Origin of the sequence: Sutcliffiella deserti, from assembly GCF_020037475.1 — a bacterium.
GTDB lineage: Bacteria > Bacillota > Bacilli > Bacillales > Bacillaceae_I > Sutcliffiella_A > Sutcliffiella_A deserti.
Genome location: NZ_JAIQDB010000001.1, coordinates 453,861 through 479,732 on the forward strand (window position 1 = coordinate 453,861; position 25,872 = coordinate 479,732).

A 25,872-nucleotide genomic window follows, 5' to 3' on the forward strand; every position below is an offset into this window, starting at 1 on the left:
TATTATACTACAGCAAAAGATCCCCTTCAATGTGAGATGGGATGATGTAAAGGTGAAGGTAGCTAATTGTCGTAATTTAGACAAATGGTGTTGATAAGGGCCGGTATCTTTACAGTCCTATAAACAACTACAAAAAAAAGTACACGGCGCTCGCTTAGAGACGTACTAACTACTGAGCAGTACGAAATCGAAAGAAAGAAAACACGAAGAGTGCTAGTGATTCATTAATCTCAAGCTTACTAAGAAGGTAAAGGAAAAGTGGGTTAGTCTTTGGCTCCTGTAGCTCCGACGCTGCTATCTTAGTGGATATTTCCACGACTGAAACATACTATACCTTCCAAAACGAATGAAAAGCGGCAGCCAATAGGCTGCCGCTTACATATTACCACCAAATAATTGTCGTAAAAGCTAGAACTGTTATTAACCCAACCGCTAGTCCAGAGAATAAGAATAGAGATGCGGCTTCATGCCCTTTATGATTCATGTGCATGAAATAATAAAGTTGGAAAACACATTGTACCACCGCTAATAAAATGATAAATGGTACGATAAACAATTTGGACATGTCCGCTCCAACCGCTAAAAAGGCTAAAAGCGTAAGGAAGATCATCATTACAAATGATACAACCTGATATTTCATCTCTTCCTTGTTCTTTTTACGACGATATGCTAAATCTACTTTTGGATTTCCAGTATTAGTTTGATTTGCCATCAGTCATCACACCAATCCCATTAAGTATACTACTGTAAAGATGAATAACCATACAACGTCGATAAAGTGCCAGTAAAGTGAAGCTACATAGAACTTAGGAGCGTTGTGCAAGTCCAATCCACGTTTCATGTTACGGATTAAGAGAGTACCGATCCATAATAGACCAAAGATTACGTGGGCACCGTGAGTACCTACTAAAGTATAAAATGCGGAACCAAATGCACTGCTAGTAAATGTGTGTCCATAATGAGTAATATAATGGTAGAACTCGTAAATTTCTAGGATTAGGAACGATAATCCAAGTAACCAAGTGATCCCCATCCACAGTTGCATTTTCTTGTAGTTAAAGTTTTTCATGTGATACATCGCATACACACTTGTTAAAGAACTTGTCAAAAGAATCATTGTTGCCGCAAATACAAGCGGCAAATCGAAAATTTCCTGTGAAGGAGATGTTCCTGCTGTAGAATCTTTTAAAGCAAGGTAAGTTGCAAATAGAGAAGCAAATAGGACAGTTTCTCCTCCAAGGAAGAGCCAAAATCCTAAAAATTTATTTTTCCCTTCAAGGGTCGCCCTTTCAGGCGATGCAGGAAAAGTTTCTGCAGTTAATTTCTCTTCACTATGCATTATAACTTCGCCCCCTTGTCGTCATCTTCAGCTAAAAGGTCTTCTTTATGAATATGGTATCCATGATCATCAAGAACTGAACGGAAGAACATTGCGCCAAATGTAATCAATAAACCGATAATCATTACAGGCAATCCCCAAACATAATCTGTTCTGTACATAACTCCAAATGCTGATACAAATAATCCGGCTGAAATGATGAATGGAAGGATGGAACCATTAGGCATATGGATGTCTCCGAGTGGTTCTGCAGGAGTCATTCCCTTCTTGCCTTCCATCTTCTCAATCCATAAAGGATCTAGTCCGCGAACAAGTGGAGTTTGTTTAAAGTTGTATTCTGGTGGTGGTGATGGAATGGACCATTCTAAAGTACGGCCGTAACCCCATGCATCCCCAGCTACAGTTTGCTTGCTCATATGCGTTTTAACGATATTGATTAAAAGAATAATTGTAGCAATAGCCATTAAAAAGGCACCAATAGTACTGATTAAGTTAGATAAATCCCAACCTTGTTCTGCTTGGAATGTAAATACCCGACGAGGCATCCCCATTAAACCTAAGAAATGCTGGATAAAGAATGTTAAATGGAATCCAAAGAAGAATAACCAGAAAGTATATTTCCCCAAAGTCTCATCTAACATTTTACCAAATATTTTTGGATACCAGTAATGTAAACCTGAAAATAGACCAAATACTACTCCACCAACAATTACGTAGTGGAAATGGGCTACTACAAAGTAAGAATCGTGATACTGATAGTCAGCTGCTGCAGATGCAAGCATTACTCCAGTTACTCCTCCAAGAGTAAAGGAAGGAATGAAAGCAATCGCCCATAGCATTGCAACCGTGATTTTCAGTTGACCGCCCCACATTGTGAAAAGCCAGTTAAAGATTTTAATACCGGTTGGTACGGCAATAGCCATTGTTGCTACAGCAAAAATCGCATTCGCAATTGGGCCAAGACCTGTTGTAAACATGTGGTGAGCCCATACCATGAATCCTAAGAACCCGATTAAAACTGTTGCAAATACCATGGAGGAATAACCAAACAGTCGTTTCTTAGAAAAAGTAGAGAATACATCAGAGAAAATACCGAATGCTGGTAAAATCAAGATATATACCTCTGGGTGACCAAATATCCAGAATAAATGTTCCCAGATTACTGTATTACCGCCAAGTGCTGGATCAAAAAATGCGGAACCGAACATACGGTCGAACATCATTAAAGCTAATCCAACTGTTAATGGAGGAAAGGCAAAAAGAATAAGTGCCGAAGCTACAAACGTAGACCAAGTAAATAAAGGCATACGCATATAAGTCATACCAGGGGCACGCATATTAATAATGGTAACAAGGAAGTTGATACCACCGATTAATGTACCGATACCTGATATTTGTAAACCTAGAACATAAAAGTCAATTCCATGACCAGGCGATGCCAATGATAAGGAGGCATATGAAGTCCAACCTGCATCAGGTGCTCCACCTAAAAACCAGCTTAAGTTTAAGAATACTCCCCCAAAGAAGAATAACCAAAAACCTAGTGCATTAATAAAAGGAAAAGCAACGTCACGCGCACCAATTTGCAAAGGAACAGCAGCGTTCATAAATGCAAATAATAGTGGCATTGCTGCAAGGAATATCATGGTTGTCCCATGCATTGTAAGGATTTCATTATAAAAACCCGCTGAAATAAGTTCATTATTAGGAATCGCTAATTGGATACGAATAATCATCGCTTCCAAACCACCGACGATAAAGAAGAATCCACCGGCCATTAAGTAAAGGATGGCGATTTTCTTATGGTCAACTGTTGTTAGGTAATCCCATACAGTCGCGCCAAATCCTTTTTTTTGTGCTAACGTACTCACAATGTAACCTCCCTTTCAAAAAAATCTAGTCTACTTTTAATTCAAGTAAGTATTCTACAAGCGCATCAATTTCTGTTTCATCTAATTTGCCGTAGTTATTAGTCATTTTATTCCCTGGTTTTATTTTTTCAGGATCTTCTAACCAGGATTTAATATTGTCAGCTGTGTTCGGTTTGATACCTGCAACCATTTCTCTGTCACCATAGTTAGCCAAGTTAGGACCTACAGTTGACTGATCTCCTGAAATTGCGTGACATTGTAAACAGCTTTGAGCAAAGATTTCTTCCCCATCTTGTGCTAAGGCAGATTCAGCGGAATGTTCCACATTTTGCATGCTCTCAATCCATTGATCAAACTCTTCACGAGGTAATGTTTTCACTTTAAAATCCATCAAGGCATGTGAAGGACCACATAGCTCTGCGCATTTTCCATAGAAAAGGTTTTCTGCTTGACCAACACGACTTGAGTCAAACTCTAACCAGAAACGGTTCACGTTATCCGTGTTCGTATCCAATTTCCCTCCAGCAGATGGAATCCAGAATGAGTGCTTAACGTCACTAGCCTGAAGGTTAAAGTATATCTTCTCATCTGTAGGTACATATAAATCTTGACTTGTTACTACTCCATGTCCTGGATATTCGAATTCCCACCAGTACAAATGTGCAGTAACGTCAACAACAAGAGCATCTGACTCTTGATTATCCATTTCCTTTACATCTGCTAAATGGAAAGTGTAAGACACAGTTGGAACTGCTAAGATAAGTAATAATAAAATCGGGATAACAGTCCATGTAATTTCTAATTTGTGGCTTCCTTCAACTTGCTTAGGAATGCGCTCTTCTTCTCCATCACGTTGACGGAACTTCACAACAACGTAAACGAAAATAATGGTAACAACCACTACTACAAGAATCATAATTGCTGAACTTAACAAGATTAGTGATTTTTGCATATCTGCTACCTCACCAACCGGTTGAAGTACAGATAGGTATGGTTTTCCACAGCCTGCTAGGAATAGCGTCATTACACTAAACAGCGATAAAATTCGCCAATTTGGTAGCCATTTCTTCATAGCTTAATCAAACCCCTCTTTCATATTTAGTAAGTAAAGTAGAATGTATTGATAAATTCCTTCAAACCGAAAAGAAAGAATCTAATCATAACCTAAAATGCATTAGCGGCTTGCAAACTTCGAATTACAAATGTCGTTACAAGCAAGCTGCAATATCTAGGTTGAAGTGTCACCACTTCAATTCAACAAAGGAAATAATACAAAAACCTATGTCCGCCTTGATATGCATAAGGCATTTTCCGACAGAGGTTTTATCCAAACATCTGTCGGAAAATGACTTATGCGCACAAGGAGCGGACAAAGGCAAAATATAATATTCTTTGCAGTAATTGATGTTCACCTACCATATGTTACTATACCACAGGTTGCCTTCTTTCACCCTTGAACCTTATGATTCAAACCCTAAATTGTTTTTAGTTTATCTCTGCTTTAAAAAATAGTAACTACAATCATAGAGACAAAGAGTATCGTCAGATAATTCAGGGAGTATACAAACATTAAAGTTGCCCATCTCATATGGTCCTTCATCTTAAATCCTGCAATACTTAAAGCCAGCCACCCTAAATTTAAAATTGTGGCAATTATTACTAAGATTAACCCTAAATCATATAAGTAAAATGGTAAAGGCAATAAGCATACTACCCAGACAAGCATCTGTCTTCTAGTGATATTAAAACCATGAACTACAGGTAGCATTGGAATACCTGCGTTACGGTATTCTTCACAGCGACGGATCGCAATAGCTAGGAAATGTGGAATTTGCCAGATAAACATAATGAAGAACAAGATCCATGCTATCAAGGAAAGACTAGGATCTACAGCTGCCCAACCAATTAAAGGTGGCACTGCCCCAGAAATACTTCCTACCACTGTATTAAGAGTATTTTTTCTCTTAGACCACAAGGAATAAAGGACTACATAAGTGAAAGCGCCAATCAAACCTATTACTGCAGCTGTAATGGTTGTTAGAGCCAAGAGTATAGTTCCTACTACTGTCAATCCAATGCCTAGATACAATGCCCCTTTGGGATTCATTCTACCAGTTACAGTAGGACGATTTTTTGTTCGTGTCATTAGATGATCGATATCTCGATCGATATAATTGTTCAGGCTGCAGGATCCTGCTATAACAAGTGAGGAACCAATAATGGTAAGAAGAACAATATCTATATTTGCTATAAACCCACTTTGGGTAAAGTATAGAGCTAACCATAAACCAGTAAAAGTTGTAATAAAATTGGAATTCACTATTCCTATTTTTATAAGAGCCAAGAAGTCTTTCCAAGCAGAATTTACTTCTAGATCTTTTGGTAAGGAAGCAGAGGCTTGATCCAACGTCCTCAGATTTGCCATTTATATTCCTCCTTTGAACCTTGGAGCAGATTTAAAAACACTATTTTAAACATGTTAGCAACGGCTATGAATCCGTTTCCACTAAGGTACACTTTCATTTTTTTTATTAGAAAACATTAAGATGTTTGCTAACATTCTCTCTGTATATTAAATCATATTTACCTAAAACATTGTGAATTTATTTGAAGAAAATATGAATAATTTGTGTCACCTAAGTAGAATGTTACCACCAGTTGCAAATTCGTTATATAATGAAACATGTTACTGCTTGCTATTACAAAAAGCAGGAACCATAAGGTATCCTTTATATATTTCTAGCAAACTCCACTACAATATTCAACCTTTTCTACTATAGTTTTTTAACCCTTGGTAAATTTCGAAGGATATTGTCAATATACCAGAGATTGTGTAGTATTGTGAGGACGTTTACTATTTTACCATTTCTACTACTACTTTTATATAAGGGAGTAATAAATTCTTTTTAAGAAGGTGAATCAATTGTATAAATTATTAAAGTGGTTCGCCGTTTGTACTTCTATTGTTATGCTTTTTGTATTAATCGGAGGTGCACTGGTAACAAAAACAGACTCAGGTATGGGTTGTGGAAGATCCTGGCCATTATGTCATGGAGAATTAATTCCTAGCACGATAGATTTCGCACTTATAGTAGAGTTAAGCCACCGCATTGTATCAGGAATAGCAGCTATAATGGTTCTTGTTTTAGCTGTTTGGTCTTGGAGAGTGATTGGACATAAAAGAGAGACGAAATTTTTAGCTATTCTTGCTTTTGTTGTACTACTTTTACAAGCTCTAATTGGGGCGGCAGCTGTAATTTGGTCACAATCCTCCGCCGTTTTGGCTCTTCACTTTGGAATATCTCTTGTGTCGTTCGCATCTGTGTTTTTGCTTACTCTTTTAATATTTGAAGCAGACAAGCGATTTGATGCCGAATCCCTAATAATAGACCGTAGAATGTCTTTTCATATTATCGGGATTATTACCTACTGTTATCTTGTAGTATATAGTGGCGCACTTGTTCGACATGTTGGTGCAAGCTTAGCATGCCCTAGTTGGCCAGCATGTACACGAAACGGTCTTGGAATACCAACACAAATGCATGAATGGATACAAATGGGCCACCGTGCTGCTGCAGGATTAATTGTAGTATGGATTATTTATGTAGCGATTCTGGCTTTCAAAAAGTACAAGCACCAACCTGTCATCTATAAGGGATGGCTCATAAGCGCAAGTCTTGTATTACTTCAAGCGACAACTGGCGCTCTAGTTGTAGTTACAAAATTGAATATTTTCATATCATTATTACATGCTCTAATTATTTCCTGTTTATTTGGAGTACTTAGCTATCTATTAATGCTTGTATCGAGAAATAAAATTAATAAACATAAAATCAAATAAAAAGGCTCTTCTCAAGATTTAGAATAACTTCTGAATTTTACAGGTAAAGAGCACAACAGCAACAATTGTAACGAAAGGTACCCTGGTACCCTCTTAAGAAAAAGAAACAATTGTTGCGAATTCAGCCAATAAAAAAGGCGAGGCCCTCTCCATATCGGAGAGGGCCTCGCCTTTTTTTATGGGTTCTATAAAAAAACCCGAAAAGACTAATAAGCTTTTCGGGTCTTCTTAAAACTACCTTTTAAATCCGATCCACTTCTATTAAAAGATCACCTGTAGCTATCGCCTCGCCAGCAGTAGCGTAAATGTCTTTTACAGTCCCGCTAAATGGTGCTTGGACTGTTGTCTCCATTTTCATTGCCTCTGTAATCATGAGATGATCGCCTTTAGAAACTTTTTCTCCTTTTTCTACAAGAAGCTTAATTACCGTTCCAGGCATAGTTGCTCCAATATGTGCAGGATTGCTTGCATCCATCTTCGGCTTTGAGATAACATCAGATTTCACACTTTCATCCTTGATGTTAACTTCACGAGGTTGTCCATTTAGTTCAAAATAAACAACTCTTGTACCATCTTTCTGTGGTTGACCAATCGAGACAAGCTTTACCATTAATGTCTTCCCTTGTTCGATTTCGACTTGAATTTCTTCTCCTAGTCTCATTCCGAAGAAGAAAGTTGGTGTATCGATAACTGAAACATTTCCATATGTTTCCTGTTTCTTATGGTAGTCTAAATACACTTTAGGATAGAGAGCATACGCAATCATTTCATGGCTAGTAACTTGTCTGTTACACGTATCAAATAATTTTTGACGTATTTCTTCAAAATCAACATCATCTAACAGCTCTCCTGGACGGACTGTTATTGGTGTCTTCCCTTTTAATATTACTTGTTGTAATCTTTCCGGGAATCCTCCATGAGGTTGACCTAAATAGCCTTCAAATAATTCGATAACTGAATCAGGAAAATCTATACTTTCCCCTTTTTCTAAAACATCATGTTCAGTAAGGTTATTCTGTACCATAAATAACGCCATATCTCCAACTACTTTTGAAGATGGAGTAACTTTAACAATGTCGCCAAACATATCATTAACACGGCGGTACATCTCTTTTACTTCGTCCCAGCGTGCACCAAGACCTACTGCTTTGGCTTGTTGTTGAAGATTGCTATATTGACCGCCTGGCATTTCGTGCATGTACACTTCTGAATGCGGACTGTTCATCCCACTTTCAAAGTCACTATAATATTTACGAACATCTTCCCAGTAATGAGAAAGTTCTTCCAATGCTTTAACAGGTACATCTGGTCTGCGTTCTGTATCTTCTAGTGCATAATACAGGGAGTTTGCACTTGGCTGAGATGTTAATCCTGCCATCGAGCTTACCGCAACATCAACAATATCTACACCAGCTTCGATTGCTTTTGCATACATATAGATACCATTTCCACTTGTATCATGTGTATGCAGATGGATAGGTATATTGATGGTATCTTTTAGAGTAGATATCAATCGATAGGCAGCTTGTGGTTTTAATAAACCAGCCATATCTTTAATCGCTAATATATGAGCACCGCTATGTTCCAATTCTTTAGCCAGGTCCCTGTAATAGTTTAAATCATATTTAGTCCGGGCAGCATCATTAATATCACCCGTATAACAAATCGCAGCTTCCGCTATTTTACCACTGTCTCTTACAGCATCAATAGCGAGCGTCATTCCTTTAACCCAGTTTAAGCTGTCGAAAATTCGAAAAACGTCTATTCCAGCCTGTGCTGACTTTTCAACAAATTCCTTAATTAAATTATCTGGGTAATTTTTATATCCTACCGTATTGGATGCACGCAAAAGCATTTGAAAAAGGATGTTTGGTGCCTTTTCGCGTAATGTTAACAAGCGATCCCACGGGTCTTCACTTAAGAAGCGATAAGCAACATCAAAGGTGGCACCACCCCACATCTCCATTGAAAAGAGATTAGGCAACATTTTCGCGGTTGGTTCAGTTATTTGCTTAATGTCATGAGTTCGAAGGCGGGTCGCTAAAAGAGATTGATGTGCATCTCGAAAGGTTGTATCCGTTAACAACACTTCCTTTTGTTCTTTAATCCACTTAACTAAGCCATCTGGACCACGTTCGTCTAAAATTTGCTTTGTCCCATTTTGAATTGAAAGGCTTTCTGCCATCTTAGGAATCCTTGGATCTTGGAAAATCGGTTTTTTCCTTTTTTCAACTCCTGGAAAACCGTTTACTGTTACATTTCCAATATAGGTAAGCATTTTTGTTCCACGGTCTTTACGCTTTGGAAAAACAAACAACTCAGGAGTACTGTCTATGAATGATGTATCATAATTGCCATTCATGAAATTAGGGTGCCTTACTACATTTTCTAAAAACGGAATATTAGTTTTTATCCCCCGGATACGAAATTCTTTTAAATTACGTTCCATTTTATTGGCTGCCTTCTCAAAGCTCAAAGCCCATGTAGAAAGTTTAACCAATAGGGAATCGTAATAAGGAGTTATGACCGCTCCCTGATATCCATTACCTGCATCTAACCGGACACCAAAACCTCCGCCAGAACGATAAGCCATAATCTTCCCTGTGTCAGGCATAAAGCCATTCAAAGGATCTTCTGTTGTAACACGAGACTGGATGGCAAACCCATGAACATGGATATCTTCTTGTTTAGGAATCGCCAATTTTTTACTGTGTAAAGCATGTCCTTCTGCTATCATTATTTGTGATTGAACAATATCAATACCTGTAACCATTTCCGTAATGGTATGTTCCACCTGCACTCGAGGATTTACTTCAATGAAGAAATATTCATCCCCAGAAACAAGGAATTCCACCGTTCCTGCGTTAATATAATCTACATTTTTCATTAATTCTACTGCATCATTACAAATGCGATCGCGTAAATCATCAGAAATAGAAACGCTTGGTGCTATTTCTACTACTTTTTGGTGACGACGTTGAATAGAACAATCGCGTTCAAATAGGTGCACAATCTCACCGTGCTCATCTCCGAGGATTTGAACTTCAATATGCTTTGGATTTTCAATCAGTTTTTCTATGTATACATCATCGTTTCCGAATGCTGCTTTTGCTTCAGACTTTGCCCGGTCAAATGCCTCCCGTAATTCCGATTTGCTACGGACAATTCTCATTCCACGGCCACCACCACCAAGAGCTGCCTTAATCATTAATGGAAAACCATGGATTCCAGCAAAATCCATTACCTCATCTAAAGATTTTACAGGTCCATCTGTACCGGGTATAACTGGAATATTTGCTAAGTTGGCTTGGGTTCTTGCTTTAACTTTGTCCCCGAACATATCTAAATGCTTTGAATGAGGACCAATGAATTTAATTCCTTCTTCTTCACATTTTCTGGCAAAATGAATGTTTTCTGATAAAAACCCATAGCCAGGATGAATTGCATCTACGTCATTAGCTTTAGCAATTTCTATTATTCCTTCAATATCCAGGTAGGCATCAATAGGCTTTTTTCCTTCTCCGACTAAATAGGCCTCATCAGCCTTATATCGATGAAAAGAACCAATATCTTCATTTGAATAGATAGCAACTGTCCGGATATTTAATTCCGTACAAGCTCGAAAAACGCGAATTGCAATTTCGCCACGATTGGCAACTAGTATTTTATTAATTTTTTTCGTCATTTTGTCTCCCCCTAGTAGCTACTTCTCTCCGGAAATGTTTTGTGAATTTTTTAATTATACTTACAATTATACATTATTCTCTATCATTTTTCCTCCTTTTTTATAGAGTTGCACAAAAGTGTAAAAAATTGTATATTTTTAAACCCTTTAATTTAAGTGGACTAGCAACTTCAGCTTAATATTAGGTCGTTTTCGTAGCTATTGGTGCTTTTACGTAAGTTGGAACAACCGGTCACTAGTTGTTGCTGATGTGCTCTTTCCCTGTTGACTTGTGAGTTACCGATTGTAAAGAATCCAAATGCGAGCTCTTTTTGAGGCTTAGAGCAACAATTTTTCCGAAAAAAGCCTAATAAAAACGCTCAATCAACCACCGTAGTAGTCGATTGAGCATTAAAATTTGATTTAATTACTTTTCCCATGCTTCATGCAAAGCCGACAATTCTCTTTCAAGCTTGGCTAGTATTTCCTTGCCTTCTTTTTCAGAAATTAAACCTAATCGAACCGCAAAATCCATTTCCCTGGACAAGCCAAACATTTGGGTGTCCAAGACTTCTTCATATAGTGGACATTGAGGCATTGTCAAGTTATCCATCTGAACTTGAATAAGCTTCAAAATTTTATCTGAATCTGCTTTTAAAAGCGAAATAGCTTTATCACGATGATCGACCACGATATCTGATGCCAATATCGACCCCTCCGTTTACGAACAAATACCTATCCTATTATTAAATAGTATCGTTCTTTGGGCTAAAATGCAAGGATGAAAAGCTCAGGTTCCTTTCTAATCATTATAAATTTGTCAATTTGTTTTTAAAACATGCTTAAATCGTACTTTTCTTGCAAAAGTTCTAATAATTTCATTCCAGTATGACTATTTCCAATGTCATTCAATGGAGGGCCAAAGATGCCAATACCGAACCTTCCTGGTACGCTACACATGATTCCACCGGAGACACCACTCTTTGCAGGTATTCCAATTTTTATAGCAAATTCTCCAGAAGCATTGTACATTCCGCAAGTTACCATGAAAGTTTTACAAATTCTCGCAACTTCTTTTGGCATGACTCTCTCACCCGTTACAGGATTAACGCCATTCATGGCAAATACCGCTCCTACATTTGCTAAATGTAGACTGTTCATACTGATGGCACAATGCTTTGTATAAACTTCCATTATCTCCTCAACGTTCCCATGTATTACGCCGCCCCCCTTCATATAATAACAAAGCGAACGGTTCAAAAAGGAAGTCGTAAATTCAGATATTGCCACATCGTTACAGTATGTAATATCAGGATCATTGCAAAGCTTTCTTACAAACTTTAATATGTATTCTACTTTTTCCTCTGCATTTTTCCCCTTTATCATAGAAGTTACTGCTAGTGCACCAGCATTTATCATGGGATTTAATGGTTTAGCCTGAGAGGAAGTTTCAAGCTTTACAATGGAATTAAAAGGATCTCCGGTCGGTTCCATACCTACCTTATGAAAAACGTGATCCACTCCATAGTCCATAAGAACTATTGCCAGTGTAATAATCTTGGATATACTTTGAAGGCTAAAAGATTGATTAATATCTCCAGCTGAAACGCATTTACCATTTGGATAGGTGATTGCACAAGATAAAACTTCAGGGTTTTGTTTTTGCAGGGCTGGAATATAGTTTGCTACTTTTCCTTCATATGCTATTTTTCTTGCTTCATCCACAAGTTCTTGCAGTTCATCTTCTCTTTGGCAAGCCATTTACTCCACTCCTTCCTTGTACTATTTTGCCCATTAGATTCCCTGATATGTGATAGAAGAAACATTTCATTACATAACATGACAAATACTTTTGCAAGCTTTATAATGACAAGAGATATGATGAAAAAGATTATTTTTAGGGGGAACATCATGGAGACAATCATAAGAATAGAAGGAAAGGTTAAATACCAAATAACAATGGATCCCGGTGTATGGATATTTGATGATCGTCGCGTGGATTTGGATACATATTTCGAACAAGAGCATATACAAGAAATCAATGAACTAGAAGAGTATACCAAAGCGGCCTCTAAAAATTGGGAACGCGAAATTAGAGAAGGAGCTATACAGCCACCAACTTTAAAAACTGAACGAAAATACGAGAAAGAGAAACTGCTAACTGGTTCTTTCGGAATCAAATTTGCCCCTTTCTTAAAAAATGCTGAACCATCTCCAGATGCAAAAACCGTCACTTTTCTATCAGACGAGCAGGAACTGGAAGTAGATTTAAAAAAGGCGCAAGAAGTCATTTTTGCATTTTCTAATAAAGGCAAACCTTTAAGAGAGAGTGGCCCTGTCCATGTTTACTATGGTGACGGATCCAATAAGGCAGACCCTCTTCAAAGTGTATACCGCATTATTGTCAAGTAACACCACAAGTCTACTGAATGCCGCGTGAGGGTCTGAGAATTGTTTTCTCAGGCCCTTTTTGTGCAGCTTTAGGTGAATAACAAGCCCCTCCTCCTATAATAAATCTGCAGCCAGCTTAGCGAGCATCGATCTTTCGCCCTTCACTAACTTAACATGCCCTGCTGCTTTTTGATCTTTAAAGCGTTCCACTACATAGGTTAAGCCGTTATTATATTCATCTAAATACGGGTGATCTATCTGTTCAGGATCCCCCATCAACACTATCTTGCTTCGTTCGCCAACCCTTGTAAGTATTGTTTTCACCTCGTGTTTCGTTAAATTCTGTGCTTCATCAATGATAATAAACTGGTCTGGTATACTTCTCCCTCTAATATAAGTTAATGCCTCGACTTCAATTGAACCCATTCCAGCTAAGATTGCATCAAGTTCTCCGGGCTTTTTTGTATTAAATAAGTACTCTAAATTATCATAGATAGGCTGCATCCAAGGTCGCAGTTTTTCTTGTTTTTCTCCTGGTAAAAAACCAATATCTTTACCCACGGGCACAATTGGTCTTGCAACTAACAATTTTTTGTATCTATTTAAATCTTCGGTTTGCATTAGTCCCGCAGCAAGAGCCATCAAGGTCTTTCCTGTACCCGCTTTCCCGGTAAGCGTAACTAATGGAATATCTGTTCGAAGCAGCAATTCAAATGCCATCGTTTGCTGGACATTTCTCGGACGAATCCCCCATATATGATCTTGCGTATCAAATATTAATTTTTTTACCTTTTTTCCTGTTGAGTCGACTAAACCTACGGCAGAAGAAGAACCACCCAAAGCATCCTTCATAAGAATAAATTGATTAGCATAAAACGGGTGATTTGCCAGGTCTGACACATTTATCTCACCTTTATCATAGAAAAGGTCCAAACTTTCTTTCTGAACGTATATTTCCAAAAACCCTTTATAAATATGATCCACATCAACCACTCTATCATTGAGAAAATCCTCGGAAACTAAGCCGATAGCATCTGCCTTCACGCGCACAAGTGCATCTTTACTTACAAGAATAACCTGCCTGCCGTTTTCTTTCGTTTGTTCTTCTAATGACAAATTTTTTGCCACCGCAAGAATCCGGTTATCGTTCGTTTTTTCTACAAAAATTTCTTGTAATTGATGAAAGCTTCGATGATTTAATTCTATTCTTAATGCTCCACCATTGTGTAATGGTATTTTTTCGTGAAGTTTTCCTGTTTGACGAAGTGAATCAATTATCTTAGAAACTTGTCTAGCATTCCTGCCAATTTCGTCCATGTATCTTTTCTTTGAATCCACTTCTTCTAATACAACTGCAGGAATCACTACTTCATTATCTGAAAAGGAATAAATGGAGTTTGGATCCTGTAATAAAACGTTGGTATCTAAAACATAAATTTTACTCAACCTGCCGCCTCCTACTCCTGGCTGTATTCTTTTTCTTACTGGAGTCAATCAAGGCATCCTCCTCTAATTTAACCAAATGGTCGATTTTTTAAAATTACTTGACCTTTAAAAAGGACGGACCGTTGATAAAATATATGTCCAAATGAATAAAGATAGAAGAACAAATGAACAATAAAATCAAGCCATAAGAAAATAGGACAAAGTTCGGGAAGGGAGTATAGTCTAATGAAAAATCTATCTTTCATGCTTTTGATTGTGATTTTAGCAATTTCAGGTTGTAACAATGGACCGCGTAACATTTCTAGAGAAAACGAAAACTCGCAGGTTATTCATGTTAAGGATTCTGCGGATGTTCAAGTGGACAGAAAGACTGGACAAGAAATATCTGCTCATTTAGTTGAAATCGCTTCTAGAACACCAAATGTAAATGATGCAACAGCAGTAGTACTTGGCCATTATGCAGTAGTAGGAATTGACGTTAACTCGGATCTAGATCGCTCCAAAGTTAGTACCATTAAATATTCTGTAGCAGAGAGTTTAAAAAGTGATCCATACGGGGCAACGGCAGTCGTTGTTGCAGATGCAGATTCCTTTGTACGTCTTCAGGAAATGGGAAGAGATATTCAAAGAGGAAGACCTTTGACTGGTGTGATGGAAGAGCTTGCAGAAATAGTTGGCCGGGTGATGCCTGAGGTACCGATGGACTTAAGAGAACCTACAGCACCAAATCCTACAGAACAGAATAATTCACAGCTATCTGATGATTCAGAAAGAGAATTAGAAGAAGAACAACAAAAACAATCTAATGGCCATAAAAATGAGAAAAGCAATTAAAAAGCGCCAAGGAAGTCTGTGGGGACTCTTCCCACTGATTTCTTGGCACTTCTTAATTAATAGCCTTTTAAAACTTCCATCACTTGTTTATCCAACTTTGCTGCGGCTGCTTTGTCATACGTTTTTTCAAAAAGAGGCACAGCGCTTATTTTGGCACCATAAAACATTACATCACGCACTTCTTTTATCTCTAATTTAATTAAAGCCAGTTTTAATGGCAAACCTTCTATCTCTCTTTCCATTATAGACGCTTGAGTGTGAATGGAGAAAACAGATTCATTGGCATACAGGGTCACTACGACATTGCTATTTGCTTCAATATTTTTGACAATACGTGACTTATTATTTACAGCAACCAAAATGTGTGTTTCGTCTGGAGCATAAAGCCAAGAAACAGCACTCACATTCGGACCGCCATCTTCATAATCGACTGTGCTTATCGTTACTAACCGCTCCTCTTGCAAAGCTTCAAGCAAAGAATCAACAAGAACTGATTCCACCAGATTAGGCATCGTTCTCCCCCTTTCCTTTTATTTTTCTCCTATCATACCATATCAGCAAATTTTTAAAACTTACAAACTGTATTCGAACGTAGTTTCCTCCTTTTATTTTATTTTGTTCGGACAGGTTTATGCTATACTATACCTAAAGATTGAGTAGATGAGGTGCCCTATGAGAGTTAAATGTGTTATTTGCGATAAAATTGAAAGTATAAATGATGAAACATTAATAGCAAAAAGACTACGGAATCGACCTATCCATACTTACATGTGTAACGAATGCAGTGAACGAATTGAAATGAGAACCAATCAAAGAAAAGCCACAGGAAACTTTCGACTTTTTGAACAGAAACAAAAACAGGAAGAGTGGTAATATTGCTTATCAGGGGTTCTTTAGCAGGCTTATTAAGCGGGATAATAATGGGGTTAGTTATGAAAGGCCTCGAGGCTTTAACTTCTAAAGAGATTTACACTTTATTGTTGAACATTGATTTTATTCCATATATGGGAGAACAGAATTATTCTGAGCCGATAGAATTTTTCTTCCATCTACTCATTGCTATTTTTATTGGTGTAATGTTTGGATGGATATTGAACTATTTTAAAGTGGTTAGCAAATGGAGAAAATATATGTTGTCACTTCTAATAACTTTACCCACTGTTTTTCTCTATTTCCCTTTAACTATTTTAGCAGTAAAGGCGACACCTCCTGTTTCAGATGTTCAAAGCTTTACTCTCTGGACAATATGCCACTTGTTATTTGCAATTTTACTTCCCGCTTTTTATACTTTTTTCCACACAAGGAAAGAGGATAACTCCATTTGATGAGTAATCCTCTGTATTTCTTCATTCATAGTTATGATATTTCTCAGGCTCACTTTTAATCTGTTCGATCATTACATCAATTAATTCGACCGGAAACCTTGTTTTATGCACTTCTCCATCTTTAGCATAGGAAACGGTGTACATTGGATTTCCTTTAGTTACGATTATATCTTTTATGTGATGATCATCTTTTAAAATGGACTCAAACAGATGCATAGTATCCTGAGCTGATTTATCATCTGGCCTTGCTTCCGCTACCACCTTTATTGTTAACCAATTATATAATGTATCCTGTAAGGACCTCATATCCTGTCCCCCTTTAATTTGCCGAACCTTCTTCTTGCTTATGACGGCGCAGCCTGATTCTATAAATAATTAATATTAAGGCAGCAACAATTAATCCTTCTGCTACAGGAAGAAATATTCCTAAAAAAGAAAGTACAGTTCCACCTAAAATTAAAAATAGATAGATAACAGCAGACTTTAAAATTGGTAGCTTTAAAGCAAAGCCTAGCTTATAAACTAGAATAGATAAGGCAAGTATCGTAAAATACAACAGCCACATTCCTAAATCAGGATTTTCATCCACACGGTAGAGACTAGCAAAAAAAGATAGTCTTTCCGGTACATTTTCTTCCATTTCCTAATCACCTTAATTCCTAAAATTTAGAAAAAGGGTAGCAAGGAGGCTACGCTATGTAACACTCCTCACTTCCCTATTTATTATGCTTCTGCAAATTTCTTTTTCTTAGCAGATCTTTCACGCTCGTTTTTATCTAGAATTTTTTTGCGTAAACGAATGGACTGAGGTGTTATTTCACAATACTCGTCATCGTTCAGGTATTCTAAAGATTCTTCCAAAGTCATAAGACGAGGTTTTTTCATGCTAACAGTTTGATCTTTTGTAGCAGAACGAACATTTGTTGCTTGCTTCATTTTACAAACGTTTACCACAAGATCATTTTCACGGTTATGCTCTCCAACGATCATTCCTTCGTACACTTCTGTACCAGGCTCAACGAAGATTACACCGCGGTCTTCAATTCCCATGATACCATAGGTAGATGCTTTTCCAGATTCCATAGAAACAAGTACACCTTGACGACGTCCACCAACTTGACCAGCAGCCATTGGTTGGTAACTATCGAATGTGTGGTTAATGATACCGTATCCTCGAGTTAAAGATAAGAATTCAGTGGTATAACCGATCAGTCCACGTGATGGTACCATGAATATTAAGCGAACTTGACCATTACCATTGTTGATCATATCAACCATTTCACCTTTACGGGCGCCGATTGACTCCATAATGGAACCAGTATAGTCTTCAGGCACATCAATTTGCACACGTTCTACCGGTTCTGATTTTTTGCCATCAACATTTCTGATGATAACTTCTGGTTTTGATACTTGCAGCTCAAATCCTTCACGACGCATATTCTCGATCAGAATGGACAAATGAAGCTCTCCACGTCCTGATACGATCCAAGCATCTGGAGAATCTGTCGGGTCTACACGTAAACTCACATCTGTCTCCAACTGTGCTTCTAGTCGCTCTTCGATTTTACGAGATGTGACAAATTTACCTTCTTTACCTGCAAATGGACTGTTGTTTACCAAGAAAGTCATTTGTAGAGTCGGCTCATCGATACGAAGAACTGGAAGTGCATCTTGATGGTCAACCGGACAAACCGTTTCACCTACGTTGATGTCTTCCATTCCAGAAACTGCAACAAGGTCTCCTGCTTTTGCTTCTTCGATTTCTACACGCTTTAGTCCAATAAAACCGAACAACTTAGAAACACGGAATTGTTTAACAGAGCCGTCAAGCTTCATTAATGCAACCTGTTGTCCTACCTTCATTGTTCCACGGAAAATACGTCCAACCCCTATTCTTCCTACGTAATCATTGTAGTCTAAAAGAGCAACCTGGAATTGAAGTGGTTCTGTGCTATTATCAATCGGTGCTGGAATGTTTGCTACAATGGACTCGTAAATAGCTTCCATGTTTTCATCTTGCTTTTCTGGATCTGTACTTGCAGTACCATTAATCGCAGAAGCGTAAACTACAGGGAACTCTAATTGCTCTTCTGATGCACCAAGTTCGATGAATAAATCGATAACTTCGTCCACAACTTCAGTAGGGCGGGCAAAATCACGATCAATTTTGTTTACAACGACAATCGGTGTAAGGTTTTGCTCTAAAGCTTTTTTAAGTACAAAACGTGTTTGAGGCATACAGCCTTCATATGCGTCCACCACTAAAAGTACACCGTCAACCATTTTCATGATTCTTTCCACTTCTCCACCAAAGTCGGCATGTCCTGGTGTGTCCATGATGTTAATGCGTGTGTCTTTATAGTTAATTGCCGTATTTTTTGCCAATATGGTAATCCCACGTTCTCTTTCTAGATCGTTTGAGTCCATGGCACGTTCTGCTACATGCTCGTTCGTTCTAAACGTACCAGCTTGGTGTAGCAATTTGTCTACTAACGTTGTTTTACCATGGTCAACGTGAGCTATAATTGCGATGTTTCTAATATCATTGCGGATGTTCACTATTTCATCTCCCTAAATTAACAACTTAATAACTTTAATATTATACCACAAACAAGGTAGAAAAGACGAAGAGACTTCTGTAAAATATATGTTAAGTGTTAAAAACACTTAACATTAAGGAGTGGAATCATGAAAAACATTCAATGGATTTTTGTTCTTTTCGCAGTATTAACAGCCGCCTCGATGGCGCTTATCGGCATTGCTATAGCTGAAAGAAGCCTTCTGGGTATAGTATTCGCAGTTATTTTATTAATTATTGTTATGGTATTTGCATTCAAAAAAAAGCGTAGTCTAAATTAATACTAAAAAATTTCTTTTAATTTTTTGATTTTTTTAAAACCGCTGGTAATTACCTCGCAGGTTTTATGCATGAATGCCTCTTGAATAACCCTCAGTGAAAGAAATCCTGAGGGTTTTTTATTAATTTTTGGGTTCTTCTTTATAATCCACCAAATAATTTTTCCTTATCTGATCATGAAGACCAGGTTTGCTCACAAAAACACTGTCTTGCCCTAACAAGGTCAATGGTTCACCAGTAAGTGTTGTAACTTTCCCACCCAATTCCTCTACAATTATGAGTCCTGCTGCATAATCCCACGGAGAGAGTCTCAATGAAATATAAGCATCTATTCTACCTGTAGCTACATATGCCATTTCCATTGCTGCACAACCATAGGAGCGAGTGCCTCTTACCTTTTTAACCAGTGGTGCAAGTATTGAGGGGTCAATTCTCTTGTTTTCGGTTATCCAAGTCGCATTCAATCCAATAATAGCTTGTTCAACAGACACTTGGGGCAACTGGGGTAGCTTCGTATCGTTTAAGTAAGCCCCTTCACCCGGCATTGCATGGTAAAGTTCATCATGTACAACATCATAAATTAATCCAACCTTCCCCACTCCATCTTGATATACTGCAACAGAAATGGCAAAATTCCGCTGCTGATGGACAAAGTTCATGGTTCCATCTATGGGATCGATAATCCAGACAGTGCCATCTAATTTCTCCAGTTCGTCTCCGAATCCTTCCTCACCAAGTATTTGATGATTTGGATAGGCCTGTCTAATTTTTTCGATAAAAAACTGTTCTGTTTCGCGGTCTATATTCGTGACGAGATCGTTAGGGGAGCTTTTAGTCTGTATTAAAAGTTCTTCACTGAAAGAAGCTCGTATTTTCTCTCCTGCATCTCTAGTCCACCTTTTTGCATTTTCATCAATTTCCTTCCAGTTCATAAAACCCTACCCTTCTACTATAATTTAAGCTCTTCTATATTATGTAGGTTATTATTTTTTAGCTTACTGAATCTGTTCTTTAAAATCAAGTAATGCGAGACAAAGAAAAACGAACCTCATACAGGTTCGTTAGGCAGCTTATGCTACTAAACCTCTAAATTCATCATATCTTTTCGCAACTGCTCTAATTTTCCTTTTGTTTTACGGATTGCTTCTGAATCTTTGGCTTTTATGGCATCAAATAATGTTACTAATTCATAGTCAATTTCAAGTTTCAGCACAGCTTTTTTGTTATTTTCCTTTTTCTTCTTCCACGGTGTCACCACTTGTTTCATCCTAATCCCTCCTTACAGTTTTTTAACAACGGTGCCTCTTGCAGTCACTTTTTAATAGTTGCTATATCATATGAGGGGAAAGGAGGATGGTAACTAAAATGTGCATATACCTAAAAAAAGCTTTTGTAAAAATCAAAGGCAGGTTCAATCTTTTGGAATAACGAAAGGGCTATGCTAAAATACCTCTTATGAAAAAGAGAGATAATTCTCTACTATAATTACTGCAGTGCAGTATAAGGAAAAACGATACGGAGTGATGAAGGTGACAAACAAAAAATTCAATGGATTTCAAAGTGCTGATTTTAATGTCTTTACTATAAATGGATTAGAAGAGCGAATGCACGCTTTAAAAGAACAAATACAACCAAAATTCGAAGTTCTCGGCCAGCACTTTGCACCTACTTTATCTGCAATGACTGGAATGGAGATGCAATATCATGTAGCGAAGCATGCTAGAAGAACAAAAAATGCACCTAAAGATTCTTGGGTGGCATTCGCTAACAGCAATCGCGGCTATAAGATGCTTCCACATTTTCAAATCGGTTTGTGGGAAACTCATGTATTTGTCTGGTTCGCGATAATTTATGAAGCACAGATCAAAGAGGCTTTTGGAGAAACACTAATAGAGGAACTTCAAAATGTACGCACTAAAATCCCTTCTCAATTTGTTTGGTCAAAAGACCATACGAAGCCTGATGTTATTCGGCAAAGTGACCTTTCAGAGACAGAACATAAAGAACTTGTTGAACGTCTAACAAACGTCAAAAAAGCCGAGTTATTATGCGGCATTCAAATTCCTAAAGAAGAAGCTATCAATTTAACTGGGGACGAAACAATCGCTAAAATTGAAAATGCGTTTCAACAATTAAATCTACTTTATACATTAACTAAACAAACTACTGCAAGGGAGGGAAATTAAAACCAAAAGAGATCAGTGCATGAGTGCCACTGATCTTTTCTAAAGGCTATATTCGCATCCTTAGTTGCTTCTGCTTTAATTTGCGATATTCACTCTCGATTGCGTGTGAATATCGCAGTAACAAATCCAGCTTCCAATTTGTTTATAACATTTACGAAAAGAGCATACTAGCGAATTTCCTGCTACATTTTCACAATGTCTCCGGTTTCTAAATTTTTTGCCTTCTTTATTGTGTGATATGCCGAAAATCCGCTAAGTTCCTCATATTCATTTGCTAAACTGCGTTCTTCCGACTTAGAAGGAACGATCTCTTTAAACCTCTTGTATATCTTCATTAATCTATCCCGCTCCATACCTTTCTCATATGCTATTTCCACCGCTTCATAAAATGCAATTACTTCAACTATTTCATCTGTTGACCATTCATGGGAAATTGGATAGGAAAAGTCCATAATGTCACCTCTTTTATGTAGACTGTTTTCGCATTGATTGTTGCTTTTACGTAAATTGCTACCACACGTTATAATCGTTGCTGACGTGCCCTTACCCTGTTAAATTTAAAATGTTACTCTTACTTTTGTGTTGTTATGACAGTAAAAAAACAATTGCCGATTTTTTACGGGGCTTATAGCAACAATCTTTTCGAAAAGAGCCTTTATGTATAAATAAAAATCCATTATAGCACTGATTAACGATAGTTTGTCCATTTCCTTCTTATTTCTTCCGCTTCTTCTATAATCCGGGTAATCAGCTCTTCTGTAGAAGGAACATCATCTATTAATCCCATCACTTGACCTGCCCATGCAAATCCATTTTCAATATCTCCATCATAAATAAAGCGTTTATTTGCCACTCCGCTAACATGTTCTTTCAACCCATCATAGCCGAGCTCATTTTTCTCAATGGCTAGAATGGCATCAGTCCATTTATTGTGTATGGCACGAGCAGGTGTACCAATGCTTTTTTTAATAACGACCGTATCATTCTCACTGCCTTTAACAAGCATTTCCTTATAGATAGGATGCGCGTGTAAGCATTCTTTCGTAGCTATAAAGCGTGTTCCCATTTCTATCCCCTCTGCCCCTAAACTTAAAGCTGCCATAAAACCACGACCATCTCCGATTCCTCCTGATGCTATGACAGGAATAGATAAGGCATCGACCACCTTAGGAACAAGAACCATTGTACCCAAATCTTGCTTTCCTAAATGCCCTCCTCCTTCTTGTCCTACCACCATCACTGCATCAGCTCCAAGCTCTTCCGCCTTCTCCGCTTGCCTTCTCGCTGCTACGAGGACAAGTTTTTTACAAGAAGAACCCTCCAGTCTTTTAAAAATAGGAGCGGGGTTTCCACCTGTCATTGAAATTACTGGAACTTCTTCTTCCATTGCAACCTCTAACATGTCTTCAAATGGCCGACCATGCTGCCCTATCGCATAATTAACACCAAAAGGCTTATTGGTTATAGACTTCACTTTTTTTATCTCTTCACGAAGCAATTCAGGACTATCCAAACTCATAGCGGTAATTTGTCCAAGTCCGCCTGCATTAGAAACTGCTCCAGCCAGATCGGCATAAGCCAAATATGCTAACCCTCCTTGTATAATTGGATAGTCTATGTTTAATAATTTCGTTACTCTTGTCTCCCAGTTCATCTATTTTCCTCTCCTTTCAATCGTTTCAATATATCTTTCTTTATATATAAAGGAAATCCTGTTAGTTCAATCCAAATTCTAAAGAAAAATCTATGCAAGGATAAGTAAAAATGCTATAATTCTTTTGTTTTATGTGCAAATTTGTTCTGAGTTTGAAGTTACGTTAAAATAAAATATATATTTAATTAAGATAAAGAGGTGCTTAATAATTTTGTCCTACTCTCAAAATGAAACACCATTATTTACAGGCTTACTAAATCACGCTAAAAAAAATCCAGTTCAGTTTCATATACCCGGTCATAAAAAAGGAGCAGGAATCGATCCTGACTTCCGTCAATTTATTGGTGACAATGCATTATCCATTGATTTAATTAATATTGGTCCACTTGATGATTTACATCAGCCCAAGGGCATGATTAAGGAAGCACAAGATTTAGCAGCGAAAGCTTTCGGTGCCGATCATACTTTTTTCTCTGTTCAAGGTACAAGTGGTGCAATTATGACGATGGTGATGGCTGTTTGTGGTCCAGGCGAAAAAATAATTGTGCCGCGTAATGTTCATAAGTCGGTTATGTCAGCCATTGTTTTTTCTGGTGCAGTTCCAATTTTCATTCATCCAGAAGTCGATAAAGAGCTTGGAATCTCCCATGGAATTACAACTGAATCGGTTGAAAGGGCCTTACAGCAACATCCAGATGCAAAGGGAGTCTTAGTAATAAACCCCACTTACTTTGGAATTTCAGCTGACTTAAGTCAAATTGTTGAGATTGCTCATTCTTTTAATGTTCCTGTTTTAGTAGATGAAGCGCATGGTGTTCATATCCACTTCCATGAACAGCTTCCCTTGTCTGCCATGCAAGCCGGTGCTGATATGGCCGCAACAAGTGTACACAAGCTGGGTGGCTCCATGACACAAAGCTCTATATTAAACGTCCGTGAAGGCCTTGTTAACGTCAACCGCATCCAAACTATCTTGAGTATGCTTACCACAACATCTACTTCCTATCTGCTATTGGCATCATTGGACGTTGCACGTAAACGCCTTGCTACAGAAGGACATGACTTAATAGAGAAAACCATTCAACTATCTAATAAAACAAGAGACGGGATTAATGCTATAGAAAACCTATACTGCGTAGGTCCGGAAATCCTTGGCAGAAAGGCTACATTCGATTATGATCCTACAAAATTAATAATCTCTGTAAAACAATTAAACCTTACTGGATATGATGTTGAAAACTGGCTCCGAAAAAAATACAATATTGAAGTCGAGCTATCCGATTTGTATAATATCCTTTGTATAATCACTCCAGGTGATACCGAAAAAGAAACAAGTATACTGCTAAAAGCACTTAAGGAATTGTCACAAGAATATAAAGCGCAAGAAACAGGAAGTAACAACCAGGTGAAAGTATTTCTGCCGGATATTCCCGTATTAGCTATTGCTCCCAGAGATGCCTTTTATTCTGAGACAGAAGTAGTTCCATTTGAAAAATCAGCCGGAAGAATAATTGCAGAATTCATTATGGTATACCCTCCTGGTATCCCCATTTTTACACCAGGTGAAATCATAACAGAAGAAAATCTAGCCTATATCACGAAAACGATAGAAGTTGGACTTCCAGTTCAAGGCCCTGAAGATTCTGAACTTAAAACTTTACGTGTGATCAAGGAACACAAAGCTATCCGATAATCCAAGCAAGCTGTTGATTCAGTTAAATTCTTAAATATCAATAAAGAAACAGCAGTCGTTTTTTGCACGACTGCTGTTTTTAGTTTTAAGGATTTATAGTAAATTTCTAGTCTAAATCTTCCACTTTCTCTGTGCACTGACATTCAGCACATTTAGCATAATATGTCGTTACTTTTTCATCTTCAAAGTGATCGACTGCACTATTGCATGTTTGACAAATAATTGTACCCATACGCAATTACCTCTTTTCCAAAGTAGATTTTTCAGAAAAATAATTGTAATGAAAGCGCTTTATTGTAACTAATTATAGTTTAAATGTTCAAATGTGTTATGTCAATAACTATATTGTATAACACATTAAACAGGAGTAAATATCAATTAAAGATAAAATTAGACCACCGCCTCATTAAAGGACGGTGGCCAAACTAGTTATTCATATTGTTCTTGGAAAGGGCTTGTTGGGATTGCTTCTGAAAGAAATTCTGCTAAATCTTCTGCTTGCTCTTTAGATTCAATGCGGAATACATGTTGAAGGTGGTTATAGTCAGTAAGGTCTTTAGGATCGAGGAGGGTGGATCTTCCAGTTTGCATACAAATAACGAGAGGTTTTCCAAAAAATAAATTAGTATAGACAATTCCAAAGTCATATCTAATATCCTTGGTGGTAAAACCTACAAATCTCACAGGTACATTTTCATTGTTATCGTAAAACTTATCAAAAAGATTCATAAGAAACCTGCCTCCTTTTAATTTTTGGCTATTTTCGCATTG

Annotated in this window: 27 protein-coding genes; 8 read left to right on the plus strand and 19 right to left on the minus strand. The window is 37.6% G+C overall.

Annotated elements, in window-relative coordinates:
• Positions 1-382 precede the first annotated feature (382 nt).
• The 5 genes from ctaF to cyoE form a co-directional block, all read right to left on the minus strand.
• On the minus strand, positions 383-712 hold the full coding sequence (gene ctaF / locus K9B36_RS02185) for a cytochrome c oxidase subunit IVB (RefSeq protein WP_223700361.1): 330 nt from the start codon (positions 710-712) through the stop codon (positions 383-385).
• A 6-nt stretch (positions 713-718) separates the two neighbouring features.
• Positions 719-1,339 (minus strand): cytochrome (ubi)quinol oxidase subunit III, encoded by a 621-nt coding sequence (locus K9B36_RS02190; protein ID WP_223700362.1) that lies wholly within the window; start codon positions 1,337-1,339, stop codon positions 719-721.
• On the minus strand, positions 1,339-3,210 hold the full coding sequence (ctaD, locus tag K9B36_RS02195) for a cytochrome c oxidase subunit I (RefSeq protein ID WP_317889850.1): 1,872 nt from the start codon (positions 3,208-3,210) through the stop codon (positions 1,339-1,341). The genes K9B36_RS02190 and ctaD overlap by 1 nt, the downstream gene beginning before the upstream one ends.
• A 25-nt stretch (positions 3,211-3,235) precedes the next feature.
• A complete protein-coding gene (gene coxB / locus K9B36_RS02200) occupies positions 3,236-4,282 on the minus strand; it encodes a cytochrome c oxidase subunit II (protein ID WP_223700363.1) in 1,047 nt (348 codons plus the stop codon).
• Between the two features lie 429 nt (positions 4,283-4,711).
• On the minus strand, positions 4,712-5,635 hold the full coding sequence (cyoE, locus tag K9B36_RS02205; protein ID WP_223700364.1) for a heme o synthase: 924 nt from the start codon (positions 5,633-5,635) through the stop codon (positions 4,712-4,714).
• 498 nt (positions 5,636-6,133) lie between these two features.
• Between cyoE and K9B36_RS02210 the strand changes: the two genes are divergently transcribed.
• On the plus strand, positions 6,134-7,051 hold the full coding sequence (locus K9B36_RS02210) for a COX15/CtaA family protein (RefSeq protein ID WP_223700365.1): 918 nt from the start codon (positions 6,134-6,136) through the stop codon (positions 7,049-7,051).
• Positions 7,052-7,292: 241 nt separating this feature from the next.
• On the opposite strand, the gene pyc is transcribed toward K9B36_RS02210, so the two are convergent.
• The 3 genes from pyc to glsA all read right to left on the minus strand — a co-directional run bounded on the left by pyc (position 7,293) and on the right by glsA (position 12,476).
• A complete protein-coding gene (gene pyc / locus K9B36_RS02215; RefSeq protein ID WP_223700366.1) occupies positions 7,293-10,736 on the minus strand; it encodes a pyruvate carboxylase in 3,444 nt (1,147 codons plus the stop codon).
• Between the two features lie 406 nt (positions 10,737-11,142).
• A complete protein-coding gene (locus tag K9B36_RS02220) occupies positions 11,143-11,421 on the minus strand; it encodes a YlaN family protein (protein WP_223700367.1) in 279 nt (92 codons plus the stop codon).
• Positions 11,422-11,546: 125 nt separating this feature from the next.
• Positions 11,547-12,476, minus strand: a complete 930-nt coding sequence (gene glsA / locus K9B36_RS02225; protein ID WP_223700368.1) for a glutaminase A — start codon at positions 12,474-12,476, stop codon at positions 11,547-11,549.
• A gap of 150 nt (positions 12,477-12,626) precedes the next feature.
• Here glsA and K9B36_RS02230 point away from each other — a divergent pair, with 150 nt between their 5' ends.
• Entirely contained in the window at positions 12,627-13,127 is a 501-nt protein-coding gene (locus K9B36_RS02230) for a peptidyl-prolyl cis-trans isomerase (protein ID WP_223700369.1), read from the plus strand.
• 93 nt (positions 13,128-13,220) lie between these two features.
• Here the strand turns inward: K9B36_RS02230 and K9B36_RS02235 are convergent, their stop codons facing one another.
• Positions 13,221-14,552 carry a PhoH family protein gene (locus K9B36_RS02235; protein WP_223700370.1) on the minus strand — a complete coding sequence of 444 codons (1,332 nt, stop codon included), beginning with the start codon at positions 14,550-14,552 and terminating at the stop codon, positions 13,221-13,223.
• A gap of 225 nt (positions 14,553-14,777) precedes the next feature.
• Here K9B36_RS02235 and K9B36_RS02240 point away from each other — a divergent pair, with 225 nt between their 5' ends.
• Positions 14,778-15,386, plus strand: coding sequence for a YhcN/YlaJ family sporulation lipoprotein (locus tag K9B36_RS02240; protein WP_223700371.1), 609 nt, complete (start codon positions 14,778-14,780; stop codon positions 15,384-15,386).
• A 56-nt stretch (positions 15,387-15,442) separates the two neighbouring features.
• Here K9B36_RS02240 and K9B36_RS02245 read toward each other — a convergent pair whose 3' ends face one another.
• The gene (locus K9B36_RS02245) at positions 15,443-15,898 is read right to left on the minus strand and encodes a pyridoxamine 5'-phosphate oxidase family protein (protein WP_223700372.1); all 456 of its coding nucleotides are present in this window, start codon (positions 15,896-15,898) and stop codon (positions 15,443-15,445) included.
• Positions 15,899-16,058: 160 nt separating this feature from the next.
• On the opposite strand from K9B36_RS02245, the gene K9B36_RS02250 reads away from it, so the two are divergent.
• Complete coding sequence (locus tag K9B36_RS02250; RefSeq protein ID WP_223700373.1) at positions 16,059-16,259, plus strand: YlaI family protein; 201 nt, start codon at positions 16,059-16,061, stop codon at positions 16,257-16,259.
• Positions 16,260-16,306: 47 nt separating this feature from the next.
• On the plus strand, positions 16,307-16,711 hold the full coding sequence (locus K9B36_RS02255) for a hypothetical protein (protein ID WP_223700374.1): 405 nt from the start codon (positions 16,307-16,309) through the stop codon (positions 16,709-16,711).
• 21 nt (positions 16,712-16,732) lie between these two features.
• Here the strand turns inward: K9B36_RS02255 and K9B36_RS02260 are convergent, their stop codons facing one another.
• From K9B36_RS02260 to typA, 3 genes are all read right to left on the minus strand, one after another.
• A complete protein-coding gene (locus K9B36_RS02260; RefSeq protein ID WP_223700375.1) occupies positions 16,733-17,017 on the minus strand; it encodes a hypothetical protein in 285 nt (94 codons plus the stop codon).
• 13 nt (positions 17,018-17,030) lie between these two features.
• Positions 17,031-17,351 carry a YlaH-like family protein gene (locus K9B36_RS02265; RefSeq protein ID WP_223700376.1) on the minus strand — a complete coding sequence of 107 codons (321 nt, stop codon included), beginning with the start codon at positions 17,349-17,351 and terminating at the stop codon, positions 17,031-17,033.
• An 83-nt stretch (positions 17,352-17,434) separates the two neighbouring features.
• A complete protein-coding gene (typA, locus tag K9B36_RS02270) occupies positions 17,435-19,270 on the minus strand; it encodes a translational GTPase TypA (protein ID WP_223700377.1) in 1,836 nt (611 codons plus the stop codon).
• 129 nt (positions 19,271-19,399) lie between these two features.
• On the opposite strand from typA, the gene K9B36_RS02275 reads away from it, so the two are divergent.
• On the plus strand, positions 19,400-19,570 hold the full coding sequence (locus tag K9B36_RS02275; protein ID WP_223700378.1) for a DUF5325 family protein: 171 nt from the start codon (positions 19,400-19,402) through the stop codon (positions 19,568-19,570).
• 120 nt (positions 19,571-19,690) lie between these two features.
• On the opposite strand, the gene K9B36_RS02280 is transcribed toward K9B36_RS02275, so the two are convergent.
• Positions 19,691-20,500: an inositol monophosphatase family protein gene (locus tag K9B36_RS02280; RefSeq protein ID WP_223700379.1), complete on the minus strand. Its 810-nt coding sequence runs from the start codon at positions 20,498-20,500 to the stop codon at positions 19,691-19,693.
• A gap of 146 nt (positions 20,501-20,646) precedes the next feature.
• Positions 20,647-20,835 (minus strand): hypothetical protein, encoded by a 189-nt coding sequence (locus K9B36_RS02285; RefSeq protein WP_223700380.1) that lies wholly within the window; start codon positions 20,833-20,835, stop codon positions 20,647-20,649.
• A gap of 262 nt (positions 20,836-21,097) precedes the next feature.
• On the opposite strand from K9B36_RS02285, the gene K9B36_RS02290 reads away from it, so the two are divergent.
• Positions 21,098-21,754 carry a YktB family protein gene (locus K9B36_RS02290; protein ID WP_223700381.1) on the plus strand — a complete coding sequence of 219 codons (657 nt, stop codon included), beginning with the start codon at positions 21,098-21,100 and terminating at the stop codon, positions 21,752-21,754.
• A gap of 182 nt (positions 21,755-21,936) precedes the next feature.
• On the opposite strand, the gene K9B36_RS02295 is transcribed toward K9B36_RS02290, so the two are convergent.
• A complete protein-coding gene (locus tag K9B36_RS02295) occupies positions 21,937-22,206 on the minus strand; it encodes a UPF0223 family protein (RefSeq protein ID WP_223700382.1) in 270 nt (89 codons plus the stop codon).
• Positions 22,207-22,442: 236 nt separating this feature from the next.
• Positions 22,443-23,408 carry an NAD(P)H-dependent flavin oxidoreductase gene (locus K9B36_RS02300; protein WP_223700383.1) on the minus strand — a complete coding sequence of 322 codons (966 nt, stop codon included), beginning with the start codon at positions 23,406-23,408 and terminating at the stop codon, positions 22,443-22,445.
• A gap of 211 nt (positions 23,409-23,619) precedes the next feature.
• Between K9B36_RS02300 and K9B36_RS02305 the strand changes: the two genes are divergently transcribed.
• Positions 23,620-25,101 carry an aminotransferase class I/II-fold pyridoxal phosphate-dependent enzyme gene (locus K9B36_RS02305; protein ID WP_263399247.1) on the plus strand — a complete coding sequence of 494 codons (1,482 nt, stop codon included), beginning with the start codon at positions 23,620-23,622 and terminating at the stop codon, positions 25,099-25,101.
• A 106-nt stretch (positions 25,102-25,207) separates the two neighbouring features.
• On the opposite strand, the gene K9B36_RS02310 is transcribed toward K9B36_RS02305, so the two are convergent.
• On the minus strand, positions 25,208-25,333 hold the full coding sequence (locus tag K9B36_RS02310) for a GapA-binding peptide SR1P (protein ID WP_223700384.1): 126 nt from the start codon (positions 25,331-25,333) through the stop codon (positions 25,208-25,210).
• 197 nt (positions 25,334-25,530) lie between these two features.
• The gene (locus K9B36_RS02315; protein ID WP_223700385.1) at positions 25,531-25,830 is read right to left on the minus strand and encodes a DUF3055 domain-containing protein; all 300 of its coding nucleotides are present in this window, start codon (positions 25,828-25,830) and stop codon (positions 25,531-25,533) included.
• Between the last annotated feature and the right edge of the window lie 42 nt (positions 25,831-25,872).

Coding starts and splice junctions, on each gene's coding strand:
- glsA (WP_223700368.1), bottom strand. CDS start 12,476: ATGGCTTGCCAAAGAGAAGATGAACTGCAAGAACTTGTGGATGAAGCA.
- cyoE (WP_223700364.1), bottom strand. CDS start 5,635: ATGGCAAATCTGAGGACGTTGGATCAAGCCTCTGCTTCCTTACCAAAA.
- K9B36_RS02310 (WP_223700384.1), bottom strand. CDS start 25,333: ATGGGTACAATTATTTGTCAAACATGCAATAGTGCAGTCGATCACTTT.
- ctaF (WP_223700361.1), bottom strand. CDS start 712: ATGGCAAATCAAACTAATACTGGAAATCCAAAAGTAGATTTAGCATAT.
- pyc (WP_223700366.1), bottom strand. CDS start 10,736: ATGACGAAAAAAATTAATAAAATACTAGTTGCCAATCGTGGCGAAATT.
- K9B36_RS02300 (WP_223700383.1), bottom strand. CDS start 23,408: ATGAACTGGGAGACAAGAGTAACGAAATTATTAAACATAGACTATCCA.
- K9B36_RS02280 (WP_223700379.1), bottom strand. CDS start 20,500: ATGAACTGGAAGGAAATTGATGAAAATGCAAAAAGGTGGACTAGAGAT.
- K9B36_RS02230 (WP_223700369.1), top strand. CDS start 12,627: ATGGAGACAATCATAAGAATAGAAGGAAAGGTTAAATACCAAATAACA.
- K9B36_RS02245 (WP_223700372.1), bottom strand. CDS start 15,898: ATGCCTAATCTGGTGGAATCAGTTCTTGTTGATTCTTTGCTTGAAGCT.
- K9B36_RS02315 (WP_223700385.1), bottom strand. CDS start 25,830: ATGAATCTTTTTGATAAGTTTTACGATAACAATGAAAATGTACCTGTG.
- K9B36_RS02285 (WP_223700380.1), bottom strand. CDS start 20,835: ATGAAACAAGTGGTGACACCGTGGAAGAAGAAAAAGGAAAATAACAAA.
- K9B36_RS02275 (WP_223700378.1), top strand. CDS start 19,400: ATGAAAAACATTCAATGGATTTTTGTTCTTTTCGCAGTATTAACAGCC.
- K9B36_RS02250 (WP_223700373.1), top strand. CDS start 16,059: ATGAGAGTTAAATGTGTTATTTGCGATAAAATTGAAAGTATAAATGAT.
- K9B36_RS02260 (WP_223700375.1), bottom strand. CDS start 17,017: ATGAGGTCCTTACAGGATACATTATATAATTGGTTAACAATAAAGGTG.
- K9B36_RS02255 (WP_223700374.1), top strand. CDS start 16,307: ATGGGGTTAGTTATGAAAGGCCTCGAGGCTTTAACTTCTAAAGAGATT.
- K9B36_RS02240 (WP_223700371.1), top strand. CDS start 14,778: ATGAAAAATCTATCTTTCATGCTTTTGATTGTGATTTTAGCAATTTCA.
- K9B36_RS02265 (WP_223700376.1), bottom strand. CDS start 17,351: ATGGAAGAAAATGTACCGGAAAGACTATCTTTTTTTGCTAGTCTCTAC.
- K9B36_RS02190 (WP_223700362.1), bottom strand. CDS start 1,339: ATGCATAGTGAAGAGAAATTAACTGCAGAAACTTTTCCTGCATCGCCT.
- K9B36_RS02295 (WP_223700382.1), bottom strand. CDS start 22,206: ATGGACTTTTCCTATCCAATTTCCCATGAATGGTCAACAGATGAAATA.
- coxB (WP_223700363.1), bottom strand. CDS start 4,282: ATGAAGAAATGGCTACCAAATTGGCGAATTTTATCGCTGTTTAGTGTA.